Origin of the sequence: Pseudanabaena minima str. Chao 2107 (assembly GCF_051131155.1) — a bacterium.
GTDB classification, from domain to species: domain Bacteria; phylum Cyanobacteriota; class Cyanobacteriia; order Pseudanabaenales; family Pseudanabaenaceae; genus Pseudanabaena; species Pseudanabaena minima.
Genome location: NZ_CP159508.1, coordinates 1316180 through 1332188 on the forward strand (window position 1 = coordinate 1316180; position 16009 = coordinate 1332188).

At 41.6% G+C, this 16009-nt stretch carries 12 protein-coding genes; 7 read left to right on the plus strand and 5 right to left on the minus strand.

Going from position 1 to position 16009, the window contains the following annotated elements; translation table 11 throughout:
* Positions 1-818: 818 nt before the first annotated feature.
* A complete protein-coding gene (locus tag ABM313_RS05690) occupies positions 819-2000 on the minus strand; it encodes a HEAT repeat domain-containing protein (protein ID WP_434686720.1) in 1182 nt (393 codons plus the stop codon).
* Positions 2001-2300: 300 nt separating this feature from the next.
* Between ABM313_RS05690 and ABM313_RS05695 the strand changes: the two genes are divergently transcribed.
* From ABM313_RS05695 to recQ, 4 genes are all read left to right on the plus strand, one after another.
* On the plus strand, positions 2301-3293 hold the full coding sequence (locus ABM313_RS05695) for a permease (RefSeq protein ID WP_434686721.1): 993 nt from the start codon (positions 2301-2303) through the stop codon (positions 3291-3293).
* A 431-nt stretch (positions 3294-3724) separates the two neighbouring features.
* A complete protein-coding gene (locus ABM313_RS05700; RefSeq protein ID WP_434686722.1) occupies positions 3725-4789 on the plus strand; it encodes a hypothetical protein in 1065 nt (354 codons plus the stop codon).
* Between the two features lie 134 nt (positions 4790-4923).
* Entirely contained in the window at positions 4924-5610 is a 687-nt protein-coding gene (locus ABM313_RS05705; protein WP_434686723.1) for a Uma2 family endonuclease, read from the plus strand.
* A gap of 3 nt (positions 5611-5613) precedes the next feature.
* A complete protein-coding gene (recQ, locus tag ABM313_RS05710; protein WP_434686724.1) occupies positions 5614-7839 on the plus strand; it encodes a DNA helicase RecQ in 2226 nt (741 codons plus the stop codon).
* A 149-nt stretch (positions 7840-7988) separates the two neighbouring features.
* Here recQ and ABM313_RS05715 read toward each other — a convergent pair whose 3' ends face one another.
* Positions 7989-8597, minus strand: coding sequence for a hypothetical protein (locus ABM313_RS05715; protein ID WP_434686725.1), 609 nt, complete (start codon positions 8595-8597; stop codon positions 7989-7991).
* Positions 8598-8605: 8 nt separating this feature from the next.
* Here ABM313_RS05715 and ABM313_RS05720 point away from each other — a divergent pair, with 8 nt between their 5' ends.
* A complete protein-coding gene (locus ABM313_RS05720) occupies positions 8606-9457 on the plus strand; it encodes an IS5 family transposase (RefSeq protein ID WP_434686726.1) in 852 nt (283 codons plus the stop codon).
* Between the two features lie 86 nt (positions 9458-9543).
* Here ABM313_RS05720 and ABM313_RS05725 read toward each other — a convergent pair whose 3' ends face one another.
* Genes ABM313_RS05725 through ABM313_RS05735 form a run of 3 tightly spaced genes read right to left on the minus strand, consistent with a single transcriptional unit; the run spans position 9544 to position 11110 of the window.
* Complete coding sequence (locus ABM313_RS05725; protein ID WP_434686727.1) at positions 9544-9879, minus strand: XisI protein; 336 nt, start codon at positions 9877-9879, stop codon at positions 9544-9546.
* Positions 9867-10292 carry an element excision factor XisH family protein gene (locus ABM313_RS05730; protein ID WP_434686728.1) on the minus strand — a complete coding sequence of 142 codons (426 nt, stop codon included), beginning with the start codon at positions 10290-10292 and terminating at the stop codon, positions 9867-9869. The genes ABM313_RS05725 and ABM313_RS05730 overlap by 13 nt, the downstream gene beginning before the upstream one ends.
* Positions 10293-10321: 29 nt before the next feature.
* Positions 10322-11110, minus strand: coding sequence for a zinc-dependent peptidase (locus ABM313_RS05735; RefSeq protein WP_434688376.1), 789 nt, complete (start codon positions 11108-11110; stop codon positions 10322-10324).
* A 245-nt stretch (positions 11111-11355) separates the two neighbouring features.
* Here ABM313_RS05735 and ABM313_RS05740 point away from each other — a divergent pair, with 245 nt between their 5' ends.
* Together ABM313_RS05740 and ABM313_RS05745 are read left to right on the plus strand one after the other, a co-directional pair.
* Complete coding sequence (locus tag ABM313_RS05740) at positions 11356-12702, plus strand: efflux RND transporter periplasmic adaptor subunit (RefSeq protein WP_434686729.1); 1347 nt, start codon at positions 11356-11358, stop codon at positions 12700-12702.
* 73 nt (positions 12703-12775) lie between these two features.
* Positions 12776-15991 (plus strand): efflux RND transporter permease subunit, encoded by a 3216-nt coding sequence (locus ABM313_RS05745; RefSeq protein ID WP_434686730.1) that lies wholly within the window; start codon positions 12776-12778, stop codon positions 15989-15991.
* Positions 15992-16009 lie beyond the last annotated feature (18 nt).

The following is a 16009-nucleotide window of genomic DNA, read 5'->3' on the forward strand; positions in this document are numbered from 1 at the left end:
CTTAAAATTTATTTACAAGTAGAATTTTGAGAATAGTTATTGTTAATTAATATTTTTTATAATTTTATCTAAAACTAATTTTATGTCAACTAATTTTAGACAATTTGATTGCTAACTAATAATTTGTAATAGCATTAGTTAATATTTAGTGTTTTCGCGATAAATTTTGAAATAACTATATGTGTAAGTAAGTTATATCAATCATTTAATAAATGCAATCTTATAAATTATTTAAAGCTGTTATATATCAATTTTAAATAGTTAATGTTTTCCTAAATATTTTTGAAGTATTGCAGTCTTTAGTTACTCATATTTCACAAATACTTAGAATTATCATGTCAAGATACTTTTGCTATTTGAGCTAAAATTTGCTTCTCTTCCTTCCTACATTAATGGTGTTAAGCCAGCAGATATAGCTACTAAAGACATTAGCTCTAAACCTGCTCATAGCTGTGATCTGATCGCAAGTTTGACACTGCTGTTATTTGTGATAGCTATACCTCCGATCGCATCTCCAACCATTAACACTAAGAATATGGAGGCAATTTTGTAATGTTGCAGGGTAGCGTAAGGTCACTATTGTCTGGAAAGGTTGGGGAATGGCAATAATCATACAAAGTCGCAAACCTAGCTAATTAGCGTATTGATAAGGAACGTTGCTTCATGCCGATCACTATCAATTAGGTGTCAGTAATTTACTTGGGTCGTCTATGTATACTGTATACATAAAAAGTTGATATGGCAATATTTAGCTCAAAAAGAATAAAAGCGACGCTTTGCGTCGCTTTTATTCTTTTTGATGGGGCAATACCTATGGATTAACATTGAATTGTCGTAAAGTCTGATTCATCGCCAAAATCTCTGATATTGGAAACAGAATAATTCGGTATGGCAACTGTATGTTTGATATTATGCAAAATTTCTTGGGCTTCAGGTGAATTTATCTGTGCTAAGGCTCTCAAAATAGCACTACGGACTGAGCGATCGCGATCTTTTAGAGATTGAGAAAGATAGAATACAGCATCATGCGTGCCAATTTCCCCTAAGGCTAAAGCTGCGTCACAACGAACATAGGCATATTCATCATCCCTGAGGACTTGAGCAAGCAGTGGTACGACCTCTTCCATGCCAATCTGCCCTAAGGTACGAGCAGCGATACTGCGGGTATGACTAGAAGAATTGCTAAGCATTTTTGCAACAGGCGAAATTGCAGGAACTCCAATGTTCTTAAGTGCCTGTACGGCTTGTGATTGGACACTAATATCATTGTCAGTTAGCAAACTCGCTAAGGAATTGGCTGATAGAGGGGATTTAATCTGACCTAGCGCCCAAGCTGCTTCAAAACGAACTGATTTACTGCCATGCTCCAGTGCTTCGATTAAGGTTGTAACAGCAAGGGGTGAACTAATCTGACCAAGGGAGTGAGCAGCATGGACTTTTACCATATCGTCACTATGTTTTAAAGCCTCAACTAAGGGCGATACCGCAGGTAAACTGGCTCGGCTCAGAGCTTTGGCACTAGCAGCTTGGACTTGAATGGATGGATGACGCAATAACTGTACTAAAGCGCTGATTGCTTCCGCACTACCAATCCAGCTTAAAGCTGCTGCGGCTTGCCAGTGAATTTGACGGTGAGGATTTTTAGCAGCGGCAATCAAAGGGGCGATCGCTACAGGCGATCGCAAATAGCCCAAGGCGATCGCCGCTTTTTTTGATATAGCAACCTCGTCACTTTCGAGACGCTCTAGCAATGCAGGTAAAACATTGTCACGGCAACGAATCAGCTTTTGTAAGGCTAATGAAAATTGGTCAGAACGCACGGCTGCGTCGAACTCAGCTAAAATTGCTGACTCACCCCCCAAATCGGGTGCAGACATCACATAACGATCTTCAGGAAGTGCATATCCGGGAGACACAGGAATCCGATAATCTTCTAACTTAGGTGGAGTGATTTTAGAAGTCGTAGGGATTGCGGGTAGTTGAGGATCTGGTGCGGTCATAGTGGCTGTGTCCTATTAAGCATTGGTGCATGGTTTTAGTCCCGTTACCCATTGCAGCAAAATTGAGCTTTACTGCTTTAACATTACATTTTACGAGAAGAGTCCCAAAAATTTTTAAAACCTATAGTGCTTTATGATGATCGTGGACTTAGATGATCTATGAAAGTCAATCTTTACAAAGCTTTCATCACCAATCGATAGTTCTAGAAATTCTATAAAGCTTTAGATAAGCCTCTATAATTGTTAAGCTAAAAATTAAAATTAACAATCCAGCACAGGCTTTATACCAATAGCCTAACTATGAACCAACTTCTTAGCGCCTTTACTTTGTTTTTAAGCCTCCTTGTGGAAGCGATACCATTTTTGTTGATGGGGGTTTTGCTGTCGGGAGCTTTATTAATCTTTGTAGATGAGCGGAAACTGATCGCGATATTACCCAAAAATCCATTTCTAGGCGCATTAGCAGGAAGCTTGCTAGGATTTATGTTTCCTGTGTGCGAGTGTGGCAATGTGCCTGTGGCAAGGCGGCTCATCTCGCAAGGTGCACCAATCTCGGTGGCGATCAGCTTTTTAATGGCTGCGCCAACGATTAATCCTGTAGTGATTTGGGCAACTTGGACAGCCTTTCGCGATCAGCCTGAAATTGCAGTTTTACGAGTTGTGCTGTCATTTATGGTGGCTAACATTGTGGCGATGGTATTTAGCTCTCAAAAGGATTTACGCGCCATTTTGCAACCCAATATTGCGATCGCCTTACCAGCGCCCAAAGTCAAAGCAGGAGCCGTTCCTGTGGGGACATTTTTTTTAGGCGAAGATCGCAGTCAACCTTTAGATTTTGCGGGTTATCTGTCGTCAAACAATCAACAAATTATCACAAAGTCTTTGCCTGATCGCTTAAATCTCCTATTAGATAATACCCTCGCAGAAATGCGTGAGTTAGGTGCGATTTTGGTGATGGGTAGTGCGATCGCCGCCGTTATCCAAGTCTGGGTTCCCCGCGATATTATCCTGAGTTTAGGGCAAGGTCCTGTTAGTTCGATTTTAGCCATGATGATTTTGGCTGCGATCGTTTCGATCTGCTCGACGGTGGATGCATTTTTTGCTCTATCCTTTGCTGCAACCTTTACGGGCGGATCATTACTTGCATTTCTCGTTTTTGGCCCGATCATCGATCTCAAGGCGATCGGCTTGATTTTAACGATTTTTAAAAAACGAGCCGTGGTTTATATGTTTGTACTGACCGCCCAACTAACATTTTTAAGCTGTCTATTTATCAACTTTCAGATTCGTTAAAAACGCCAACCCTTTTAATTTCCCTTACAAAGGCTACCGTTTGCACACAAGTCTTCAAGTCAACAGTTAATAGCCCCCTAGCCACCAATTCTGGGGAAACAAGAAAATAAAAGTCTTTCAAAGTCCCCCAGAATTGGGGGATTTAGGGGGCTTAGATCCATCGAAACGTAGACAGTTAGACTTGTGTGTACATGGTAGCTTACGAAGGTAGGCAGCGATTCTCATTATAAAAATCGGGTTTTTGAAAGCCCACTGGCGGGCTTTCAAAAACCCGATTTGGTTGTTTCCAGCACCTTTGGCGCTGGAAACAACCAAATCGGGTTCATAATAAGAATTTCTGGAAGGCTGGGCTGGGGATATTTTTTAGATCGGGTAGTATTAACAAGGGCAAAATTGCCCTTATCCCCTAGTTATTAAATCAAAGGTTGTCTGTGTCCGTGAGCGAATCTGTACTCGAAACAATTTCCGTTGCATCTATTCCCAATGAAGCTTTAGCCAGTCTTGATCTAACAGATTTTTCGCTTAACTTGCCAGATCCTAATGATGAAGGTTTAGCTGAAGGTCAATTTTTGGCTGAAGTCGATCAGGCTTGGCAAGTATGCGATCGCTTTGATTTGCAGACCGATATTTGGCGCGGTAGAATCTTGCGGACTGTACGCGATCGCGAAAAAGCAAATGGAGAAGGGCGCGGTACGGGATTTTTAAAATGGTTGCAAGAGCGGGAAATCAGTAAGTCTCAGGCTTATTCATGGATTCAACTAGCTAATAGTGCCGACACCTTAATGGCGGATGGGCAGCTAGATGCTGATGATATCCGTCAATTTAGTAAGAGAGCTTTTTTGGAAACTGCCCAAGCTTCTACGGAAGTACAACAATTGATTGTTGATGCGGCGAGAAATGGCGAAAAGATTACCCGTCGTGAAGTTCGGCAACTTTCCGATGAATGGACATCCATGAGTTCTGATCACCTTCCCGATGAGCTAAAAGAAAAAATTGCCGCCCATACAATTCCCACTCGCTATGTTGCACCCTTAGTGCGCGAAATTGATAAACTGCCTGAAGCCTATCAAACTCCACTCAAACAGGCGATCGCTGATGGTTCTGATTTGGATAACATTAAACTTGTCACGGCTGATGCTCAAAGGCTAACTAAATATTTGACTAATACGAGTCAAGTCCAAGCGATCGCTAACCGCTCAGTTAATATCGATCTTGCCCTCGAAGAAGCCCTAAGATTGGGATGTCTCAAACTTGCCTCGGATTTAGTTAGCCAAGCCTCACAACTGGAACAGGCGATCGCAAAGCTATACAGCGCATGGAAGCGTGTCTCGACATCAGCCGATCAGTTATATGTGGAGGCGGGTGCAAGTACTCCCAATTTAATCGACTTGCTGAATTCTCTTGATTCCCTAGCCAATCAAAATGTCGCGGTACAGATTGGGAATGATCGCTCAGGGCGGACAATTCGTTTACAAATTACTGAAGAAGATCAATAGATGCAGAGATGGAGATTCCCGACTTTTTTGCGATCAAATCTTCAGGTAATTGTTTGAGCCTCTGCCTTCGGCTGAGGCTCACTTGAAAACCGCTATGTTAAAATCATCATCAATACAACCTAACTGAGTTAAACATGACTATTACGGTTAGTGCAAAGGCAAACGATCCAAAAAATAGCGTAGAAGTCAAACCAGAAATTGAGTCTGACGTTTGGTTAAAAGCATCTTGGGATAAATTTCTAGCTCTTACTGAAGAACCAAGCTTAGATAAAGCTCGATTTTACTACGACCAGAATTTAATGAGGATTGAAATGTCACCCGTTGGACCAATTCACGCTCATGAGAATGGAGTTGTTTATAAAGTAATTAGCATATTTGCATCGTTTGCAGATATTTGTATTTATGAGTATTTAAATTGTAGTTTCAGGAAAAATGGTGATGCTGAATTTCAGCCTGATATGGTTTTCTATCTTGGCAATGGCTTAAAAATCCCTCCTAGAAATAATGCCATAGTTGATGTGAATGAGTTTGATTTACCGACTCTAGTTGTAGAAATTTCCGCAACAACTATTCAAGATGATTTAGGTTACAAGAGATTGCTATACGAACGTTTAGGAATTCAGGAATACTGGGCAGTAAATGCTAGTACATCAGAGGTATTTGCTTTTGCGATCGCTGAAGGCCGTAGTGGTAGAATTACAGAATCACAAGTTCTCAAAGGTCTAGATATATCTAAAGTTGAGGAAGCATTACAGCTAAGTTATGTGCAAGATGATGGCGCAATTACAAAATGGATATTTCAGACTTTTGCCAAATCCTAATCTATGACAAATAGCGATTCTCTACAGCAAGCGCTGAAACAGTATTTTGGGTACGAATCCTTTCGGGCAGGGCAGCGCGAGATCATCGAAGCAAGTATGTCAGGGCGCGACACCTTGGCGATTATGCCTACGGGTGGCGGTAAATCGATTTGTTTTCAATTACCTGCTTTGCTCAAAACGGGTGTAACCATCGTCATTTCGCCATTAATTGCTTTAATGCAAGATCAAGTTACAGCGCTCAAAGAGAATGGAATTGGCGCGACTTTTCTGAATAGTACCCTATCAGGAAGAGAGACTAATCAGCGATCGCAAGCTATTTTGAATGGAGCAATTAAATTAGTTTACGTCGCTCCCGAACGTCTATTTGCGGAACAGTTTCTCGAATTTCTAAATATTGTTAAAAACAAAATTGGGATTGCAGGATTTGCGATCGATGAAGCGCATTGCGTTTCGGAATGGGGACATGATTTTCGTCCTGAATATCGTCAACTAAGTCGAATTCGGCAAATATTTCCTGATGTACCGATGATTGGCTTGACGGCTACAGCAACCGAAAGAGTCCGTGAAGATATTAGCCAGCAGTTAGAACTAAAAAATCCCTATATTCATGTCGCTAGTTTCAATCGTTCTAATCTCTATTATGAAGTTGTTCCGAAGCAGGGTAATGAGCAAACCTATGTCAATCTCTTACGTCAGATCAAACGCCTACAGGGCTCAGGCATAGTTTATTGCCTCAGTCGCAAGCGCGTCGATGAAATAGCTAGCCGTCTCCAAGAAGATGGCATCGAAGCAATTCCCTATCATGCAGGACTGGGAAATAAAGAACGGGAAGAAAATCAAACAAGATGGATTCGTGACGATGTACAGGTAATGGTCGCAACTGTTGCCTTTGGGATGGGAATTAATAAACCTGATGTAAGGTTTGTGATTCATTACGATTTACCACGCAATATTGAAGGCTATTATCAAGAGTCTGGACGGGCAGGACGTGATGGTGAGGATTCGCACTGTACTTTGTTTTTGGGATATGGAGATCTAGAAACAATCAAGTATCTCATTGCTCAAAAAGTTGATCCGCACACTAATGAGCCATTGGAAGCAGAACAGAGAATTGCTCAACAGCAACTCCGTCAAGTTGTAGACTATGCCGAAGGTGTTGCCTGTCGCCGCACAATTCTCCTTCGCTATTTTGGTGAACATTTTCAAGGTGATTGTGCTAATTGTGATAATTGTCTCACACCTAAGCCCATGGAAGATTGGACAGTAGAATCCCAAAAGTTTTTATCCTGTGTGGCAAGAACTAAAGAGCGATTTGGCGCAGGACATATTATTGATGTATTACGAGGTTCACGCAAAGAGAAAGTATTGCAGCATGGACATGAGAATCTCTCAACCTATGGTATTGGGAAAGATCGCAGTCTTGATGAATGGCGACAACTTTCGCGATCGCTAATTCATCAAGGGCTATTAACCCAAACAACTGATGGTTATGGCATTCTCAAGCTCAATGATCGTAGTTGGGAAGTCATGCGAAACCAGCGAAATGTATTGTTACCAATAGAACGCGATACTGAGCCTGCCTCTGTTGCTGATCGTGAAAGCATAAAAGAAAGAGCCGTTGATGTGGATATTCTCTTTGAGAGATTGCGATTACTACGTAAAGATCTTGCCGATGAGCAGGAAGTACCGCCCTATGTGATTTTTAGTAATGCGACTCTTAATCAAATGGCTGAGCAACAACCCACTAATCGCAAAGATTTCGCTAAATTGTCGGGGGTTGGTGCAAAGAAGCTAGAGCAATATGCTGATGATTTCATTGCGATTATTCTCGAACATCATCTTAAATATCCGCCTGCGGAACCTACTGAATCAACTGCATCTAGAGTTAAACAGGAATCAACACCAAAATCAAAACTATCAAAAGCGAGTACGCAGCGCGAAACCCTAGCTATGTATGAGAATGGCTTAGATGTTGATGAAATCGCTCGCGATCGCGGACTTAAACCTGCAACAGTCTGGACACATCTAGTCCAATTACTTGAAGCTGGTTATGCAATTAACTGCGATCGCCTTGTGCCACCAGAACGTCAAACTGTAATTTATGAAGCCCTAGATGCGATCGGTGGAGATTCCTTACGCAATCTCTTCGATCACCTGCGTGAGGAATATACCTATGATGAAATTAAGATCATTCGCGCCATTTGGCAAAACGAAAAAGAACCTTTATAGACCCCATATGGCAACTTAAGAAGCTTTATCAATGCGTCTATGTTTGTTTGGGTAATAGAAATTTGATCATTTCGCATTCTTAATTGTTTAGACTACTTGTATAAAGGTTTTTCACTTTTGAGTCCTCTTCCTAAAATAATAAATTAGTTCTATAAGTGAGACGATAGAATCTTTAGGCATAAATTTTCTGCAATACCTATAGGTAGAGTATGTTCAGGTACATTTTCTCCATGAGCAATATCATTACGAACTTTTTTCAATAATTTAAAGTTTGTAATGTCATTATCATCAATATTTTCCCAAATCAATATTGCACACCAATGAAAGCGCTGTAAAAGTGTGACACTTTCTTTTTGTTGTTCTAAGAAAAACTTTTCACCTGATATTTTAATTCTATCAGGAATGTTATTGATATCATTTACATAGTTCTGAAAGTCAATTTTTTTAAATACTTGATGTGTATATATTTCTAATACAAAGAAAAAATATAAGAATTGCTTAAGTCTATCTTCTTCTTCCATTGCTAAATGAAGAAATGAACTAACTTTTGAGTCTAAGTCACTATATAGCCTCATTGAATTATTTATTACAGCTTTTATATTGGCTGGGGTTACATTTGTAGAAGAGAATCCTCTAATTGAAACCTCTAGCTGCAAATCATAGATGTTTTCTCCTAACTTTGTTTTTCCATATATTTCAGTAGACCTCTTGCAGAACCAAAAATATGTTAGATTTATAAGCTTTTTATCAGATCTCAAATTAAGCGATGAAATACGAAGCCAGTCAAAATCTATCAGCGACAGAATTTAAACGGTTATTTGGGGTAAGAAGAGAAACATTTGCGCAAATGACGGAACTAATGCAACAAGCAGCCCAAAGCAAAGGACAAGGCGGTGTAGAACCAAAGCTAAGTCTAGAAGACCAAATATTGGTTACTTTGCAGTATTGGCGTGAATATAGCACCTATTTTCATATTGCTAGCGACTGGGAAGTGTCAGAATCGACGATTTGCCGCATCGTCAAAAAAGTAGAAAATGTCTTAATTAAATCGAAAAAGTTTCGGTTAGCAGGAAAAAAGTCATTGTGGCAGGAGAAGGCTCCAGCCATAATTGCCATTGATGTAACTGAGACAAAGGTTGAGCGCCCTAAATATCACCAGAAACATTTTTATAGCGGTAAGAAAAAGCATCATGCCCTCAAAGCCCAATTGGTGGTCGATCTGACTAATTTCAAGATAGTTTGTACCGCTTACGGTAAGGGCAAGCAGCATGATTTCTCATTATTCAAGGCAAGTGGAGTTCATTTTCACGCACAGACACAAGGTTTGGCAGACAAGGGTTATCAAGGCTTACAAAAGTTGCATCCTAACTCGCAAATTCCTATCAAAAAGCCTCACAATGGCTCATTATCCAAGGAGGATAAGCGTTGTAATCGCCAACTTGCACGTCAACGTATTGCGATTGAGCATGTTAATCGTCGCTTGAAGATTTTTAAGATTCTCTCTTTACCTTATCGTAATCGTCGTCGTCGTTTTGGTTTGCGTTGTAATTTGATTGCTGCCATTTATAACTTTGAAGTCGCTCTTGTTGCTTCTAAAACTTTCTCTGCTCTGGATTAATTTTCAGTTCTGCAAGAGGTCTATTATTTTCCATCTTCCAAAACAAACCAATCAACCTTACGATCAATTTTTCAATCTCCAAGTACCTATACAACAGCATAGCCTGTATGTTTCCTTACATCAGGCGGATAAAAACCTAAAACAATCTTGTCTTTTGGTACACCTGCTGCTACTAACTCCTCAGTTATACTATCTTCAATTCCATCATAATGAATCCAGATTTTATCATTGATAATTTGTCCATGAAACAAACAACCATGTACCCTTAATCCCTTTTCCCATCCTTGATCCATTAGTAAAAAATGATTATGATCTTCGCTGATAATAAGAGTTGTTGTAATATCTCCATATCGATAGGGAATCTGAGTATATTGTTCAAGGACTTTTCTTAAAAGGTTTTGATATTCAGTTAGAGTTTCCATTGTACTATCTCCTCATTTTCTGGATCAAATATGACTAGCCTCAAGTCAGTTTCATCAAGCATAAGCTGACCAATTTCTTCTGAAAAAATTTCACTAAACACAAGACGAGTTATTGCTAAATATAGTATCCTGTCTGGTTCTTGTTGCGCTAAAACTTTTGAATACAGTACAAATTGTCCTACAGCCTGTTCTAAATCATGAAGTTGCGATGGATTAAGAAAGCTCTTAATTTCAATAGCAATTTTTTGTCCCTCTCGTTCGGCTGCTAATAATTTCTCTGCCCCTAAATCTACTAAAGCTTTCCGACGACCGATTTTCAAGGTCAAAGGATCATTTGTAATCTGCCAACCATCCTTTACTAAAGCTATTTTTACAGTATTATGGTAAATGTCTTTTGCCACTTTAGATTCCATATATCCCATACATGCATAGAATTATAGCCTTAATTCTGCCATTGTCGAGGATCGAGGCGATAGTACCTCTGTAGTAGTTCATAAAGAGATGGATGCTTTTGATGTAACTGATTTGGCTTCTCGAAGAATGTCTCAGTTGCCACTGCAAAAAATTCTGCAGGACTAGTTGCGCCATAACTATCAAGGATTGTCTTTTGACCATTTTCGACACGATCGCATAATTGCAAATATTCTGCCGACATTACCTGTTTCCACATCCCATAATCCAAAGCTCGCGCTAAAATTGGCACACCTTCTGCTCTACCATCCTCTTGATCAAGCTGATGTGCGAACTCATGTAGAATCACATTATGTCCATCTTTCCAATTGAGAACATCTTGCTGTATTTGCTCCCAAGAGAGGACTAGTTGATCCCTTGTCCATGACTCTCCTAATCTAGCGACACGGCGTTCTTCCACCACATAGCTATTCATTATCAACTCATTTACGATATAAGCATGGGGATATACGAGAACGGAGCGTAGGTTTGGGAAGTAGGTCTTACGATCGCTAAATAACAACAAACAAGCGATCGCAGCGATCGTCACTTTTATCTCTTCCGTAATTTGCAATCCTAGACAGCCAATAAATTGCTTCTCTTTCAGAAATACTTGTATATAGCCGAGCAATTCTTTTTGCTGTTCAGAAGTCAAACTCTTATAAATAGAAAGATTACTTTCGATAATGCTTAACCATGACTTAGGAAATTGCTTTGCCATGATGCGATCACGTCGCCATTTGACAAACAATGGATAGCACAAAATTCCTATGGCGATCATACTAACCACAATAGAAAAGATAATTGCTAAAACACTAGGAGGAATCACAGAAGTTAAATTAGTGAAAACTAGAGAATTACAAGAAATTCTGACAATTCCTAAATCTATATTGGCATAATTGGCTTATGTATTGACGACGACAAGTGTTTGTTAATCAAAAGATTTATCGTAGAAATATCCCACAAAAACACAGAGTATAACTTAGAATAACTTTAGAAAACTCAACACTTGCTCTCTTCACCACTATGAAAGCTTTTTGGATATTAGCCACAATTACTAGCTTAGCGGGCGTAACTGTGAGTTGCACTCAAAGCAATAAAGATGCCTCTCAAGCTCAAGTACAGAACCAAAAACCTGCTGTAGCTGTAGATGTAGCGATCGCTAAGTTTGATTCTCTCCAAGCTGAGACAGAGTATACAGGTACAACTGCACCAATAAGGGAAGTATCGGTGAAATCCCGACTGGAAGGGCGTTTGCTAGATCTGAATGTGGATGTTGGCGATCGCGTTGCCGCAGGACAAGCAATCGCCCAATTGGATGATGCAGTTCTATCTGCAACTGTGCTTCAGGCTGAAGCTGAAGTTGCGGCGAGGGAAGCAGAAGTTTCTCAAGCAAGCGCAGCCGTGGGTAATGCCCGTGCCCAAGTAGAACGAGCTAGAGTGGAATATCAACAAGCTCAAGCCGACGCAAATCGCTTCACCCAATTGGCTAAAGATGGAGCCGTATCTTCTCAAACTGCGGAGACTGCTATCACTCGTGCGCGATCTGCCGAACAATCATTGCGATCGGCTGAGCAACAAGTCAGTCTTCAGCAACAGACGGTGGGAGCAAGTTCACAAAGAGTTTTAGCTCAAGAAGCCATCAGATTAAGAGAACAAGAGCGTCAATCCTACACTACGATTACTGCACCGATTAGTGGTGTTGTGCTAGAGCGCGTCAGTGAAACGGGGAATCTTCTATTTGCAGGTAACGACGTTATAAAATTAGGTGATTTTAGTCAAGTTAAAGTAATTGTACTGATTTCAGAATTAGAGATTAGCAAAGTTCGTTTAAATCAATCCGTTGATGTGCGGTTTGACACATTTCCTAATCAAAAATTTACGGGAACAGTGAGACGAATTTCGCCAGTAGCTGATCCTGTGGCGAGATTGATTCCTGTAGAAGTTGTAGTTCCAAATCGTGACAATAAATTAGGTAGTGGTCAACTAGCAAGGGTGCAGTTTTCGAGTGGTCAGTCTCGCCAAATTGTGATCGCAGATTCCGCCTTAGAAGTTGCAGGACGACCGAAGCAGACAAGTACAACTAATCAAACCAAAGCGCAAACGGATTCAAAATCCAACCCAAATTTAGGAAATAAGACAAATGCTAGCAATCAAAGTAAACCGAAAACTGGCACAGTTTTTGTGGTTATGGGTGATCAGCAAGAACCGAAAGTGACAGCACGAAAAGTCACCCTTGGCGATCGCCGTGATGGCAAAGTTGTGATTCTCTCTGGATTAAAAGAAGGCGATCGCCTAGTGGTCAGGAGTGGTGGCAGGTTGCAGGATGGTGATTCTGTCAAGCTTAGCGTGTTATCAGAATCTTCTAAGTGATGAAGTAATGCTCGCATCGTATTACTTCATCACTTTTTTTAATTATTTTAAGAGATAACTTTAAGAGATAACTATGAGCGACCAACACTCTTCCAGTCCCAGACCGACAGGATTTAGCATTAGCGCTACAGCCATTCGCCGCCACATTGGTACGCTGATGCTAACGATCGCTATTTTTGTTATGGGAGCCTTCTATATCACCCGATTGCAGGTAGATTTACTTCCATCAATTGTTTATCCACGTATCGGCGTACAAATCGATGTTCCAGGCATTTCCCCAGAAGTTGCTATTACCGAAGTTACCAAACCTCTAGAAGAAGCTTTAGCGCTAACTGAAGGTGTTAACCAGCTTTTTTCGCGTACTCGTGAAGGTCAGGTGCGGGTCGATTTGTTTTTTGAAGCAGGTAGTGATGTTGATCAAGCTCTCAATGACGCAGTTGCTAGCTTTAACCGTGGTCGGAGTCGTCTACCCGATGTAGTCGAGAATGAAAGAATCTTTAAATTTGATCCTTCCCAATTTCCGATCTATGAATTTGCGCTTACATCGCCTTCTTTGTCATTGCCAGAGTTGCGGCTATTTGCGGATGAAGAGTTGGGACGTGAACTAGCGATCGTGCCAGGGGTTGCGGGTGTTGATGTAGTTGGTGGTGTCAGGGAAGAGGTACAGGTTAATCTCGATCTGCCACGATTACAATCAGCAGGTGTGAGCGTTAATGATGTTTTGAACGCATTGCGCGATCGCAATATCGATATTTCTGGTGGTAGGCTACGCAATGGCACGGTTGAACCACTGACTCGGGCGATCGGTAAGTTTAAAGATGCTAAAGAACTAGAAAATTTATCCTTTGTTGTCAGCAATCCTACAGCTACGACTCCGCCCAGACAAGTCTATTTACGAGACTTTGCGGAAATCATTGATAGTACTGAAGAACAGAGAGTTTTCACGACTTTAAATGGACAGGAAGCAGTACGGTTGTTAGTAACTAAGCAGCCCGACGCGAATACGATTGAGGTCGTCGATCGCGTCAAGGAAAAAATTGCCACACTACGAGAAAATGGCTTAATTCCCAGCGACGCTGAACTAACAGCCACCCTTGACGAGTCAAGACTGATCAGAGCTTCGGTTGCTAACGTGGCTTGGTCAGGGATTATTGGTTCTGGCTTAGCGGCGATCGCTGTGTTTTTATTTCTAGGTTCATTACGTCAGACATTAATTATTTCTCTAGCGATTCCCCTCGCTACCCTTGCCGCAGTCATCTGTATGGGGATTTTTGGTTTCTCTCTCAACCTATTTAGTCTAGGTGGACTAGCCCTCGGCGTAGGTATTGTCGTGGACAATTCGATTGTGATGCTAGAGAACATTACCATCGGCATTGCCAAAATCCGCAAGCGTAATGGTGGTGAGGCTGGATTTGAAGACATTATTCACCAATCACAGTCTAGCAGTGGCGAAATTGAATCAGCCCTAATTGCTTCTACTAGCACTAATCTTGTAGTAATTTTCCCATTCCTATTGTTAGGTGGATTTCTATCACTGCTATTCAATCAACTAATTCTTACCATTAGCTTTGCTGTGGCAGCTTCGATCGCGATCGCGGTAACTGTCGTACCGATGATGGCTTCGCGACTATTAGCTATCCCTTGGTCGAGTCGTTTAAATGAATCTTGGTTCATGGTCGGATTTGAGCGTCGTTTTGCAGCAGCTACTCTTGGCTATGCAGGGTTTCTAGCCAGAATTGTCCATTATCGCCTCTTGGTTGTAATTGCTCTATTTGCGATCCTTGGCGGTGGCGGCTTCCTGATGGCGCGACAACTGCCCCAAGAAATCATCCCTCAAGTTAAAACAGGTGATGTCAACGTTAATGCTCAATTTCCAGCAGGTACAACCCTTGCTGAAAATATGAAAGTGATGTCGCTAGTTGATGAAATTCTGATTAAGCAACCTGAAACAGCCTACTCATTTGCCACTATCGGTGGCGGCTCCTTTGGTAATAACGTTACAGCTAATCCCTTGCGTAGTGGTAGTACAGTCACACTCAAACCAAATGCTGACCTTACTGGCTTTGTCAGTCGCGTTAATCGAGAAATTGCCAAACTCAACCTAGCAGGGGTAAGGATTCGGGTTAACCCAGGGCAAGTTCGCGGGATTATTGTCAATAATTCCCCTGTACCTAGAACGGATATTGATGTTGTTTTGCAAGGTAGTAATCCAGATGTGTTGTCTCAAGCAGGTATGGAAGTTCTCAGTGCCTTAGAGAAGTCAGTCAAAGGCGCAACCTTCCGTCCCGATACCGATGCCCGTCAGCCTGAGATCCAAATTATTCCTGATTGGGAACGTCTGCAATCGCTAGGACTTTCAACTCAAGCGATCGGTTCCACTCTGCAAACTGCAATTACAGGTTCAGTCCCCACGCAATTACAACGTGGCGATCGCCTTGTTGATGTGCGCGTACAGCTTGATCCTGAGTTACGCAAAAACTCTTCGCAATTGCAACAAGTCCCCCTATTTGTCAGCAATAATCGCCCAGTCCGCCTCGCTGATGTGGCAACTCTGAGCGAAGGTCGCGCCCCTGGGGAAATTCAACGGATTAATCAACGTCAGGTTTACTTAATCCTCGGTAGTGTGGAGCGCGGCGCAAGTCTTAGTGACGCTCTCAAACAAACTGAACGGGCGATCGCGGCAATTGATCTGCCCGATGGTGTCGCCGTATTACCCAGTTCTGCAAAAGCGGCTAATGACAACCTCTCTGGAGCCTTTGGAACATTGGGTTTACTTGCCTCATTCCTAGTATTTGTGGTGATGGCGGTGCAGTATAACTCATTGCTTGATCCACTTGTGATCATGCTGACGATTCCCCTTGCTCTGGCCGGTGGCGTTGTGGGGCTGTATGTCACCAATAGCTCGATCAATGTGATGGTAGTAATCGGCGTAATCTTGTTGATTGGTATCGTTGTTAATAATGCGATCGTGTTGGTAGAGCTGGCGAACCAAATCCGTGAGGAGCAGAAATGTAGTCGAATTCAAGCCATGTTGCAAGCTGCGCCGACGCGCCTCCGCCCGATTCTGATGACCACGATTACCACTGTAGTTGGTGCATTTCCGCTAGCTCTGGGTGGTGGCGATGGTGGCGAGTTTTTACAACCGCTTGGAATCGTGATTTTCTCAGGCTTAGCCCTTGCCACAATCCTGACTTTATTCTTGATTCCCTGCTCCTATGTATTGATGCACGAGTTGAGTTGGGCAAAAGTAAGTAAGTTAGTGCCATTAAAAGCATCATCAAGAAATTAGTAAATATAGTTGTCCCCA

What these genes read in the sequence shown, in the direction of transcription:
- ABM313_RS05705 (WP_434686723.1), top strand. Translation starts at nt 4,924, where the DNA reads ATGACTATTACGGTTAGTGCAAAGGCAAACGATCCAAAAAATAGCGTA.
- recQ (WP_434686724.1), top strand. Translation starts at nt 5,614, where the DNA reads ATGACAAATAGCGATTCTCTACAGCAAGCGCTGAAACAGTATTTTGGG.
- ABM313_RS05695 (WP_434686721.1), top strand. Translation starts at nt 2,301, where the DNA reads ATGAACCAACTTCTTAGCGCCTTTACTTTGTTTTTAAGCCTCCTTGTG.
- ABM313_RS05730 (WP_434686728.1), bottom strand. Translation starts at nt 10,292, where the DNA reads ATGGAATCTAAAGTGGCAAAAGACATTTACCATAATACTGTAAAAATA.
- ABM313_RS05740 (WP_434686729.1), top strand. Translation starts at nt 11,356, where the DNA reads ATGAAAGCTTTTTGGATATTAGCCACAATTACTAGCTTAGCGGGCGTA.
- ABM313_RS05725 (WP_434686727.1), bottom strand. Translation starts at nt 9,879, where the DNA reads ATGGAAACTCTAACTGAATATCAAAACCTTTTAAGAAAAGTCCTTGAA.
- ABM313_RS05720 (WP_434686726.1), top strand. Translation starts at nt 8,606, where the DNA reads ATGAAATACGAAGCCAGTCAAAATCTATCAGCGACAGAATTTAAACGG.
- ABM313_RS05735 (WP_434688376.1), bottom strand. Translation starts at nt 11,110, where the DNA reads ATGATCGCCATAGGAATTTTGTGCTATCCATTGTTTGTCAAATGGCGA.
- ABM313_RS05690 (WP_434686720.1), bottom strand. Translation starts at nt 2,000, where the DNA reads ATGACCGCACCAGATCCTCAACTACCCGCAATCCCTACGACTTCTAAA.
- ABM313_RS05745 (WP_434686730.1), top strand. Translation starts at nt 12,776, where the DNA reads ATGAGCGACCAACACTCTTCCAGTCCCAGACCGACAGGATTTAGCATT.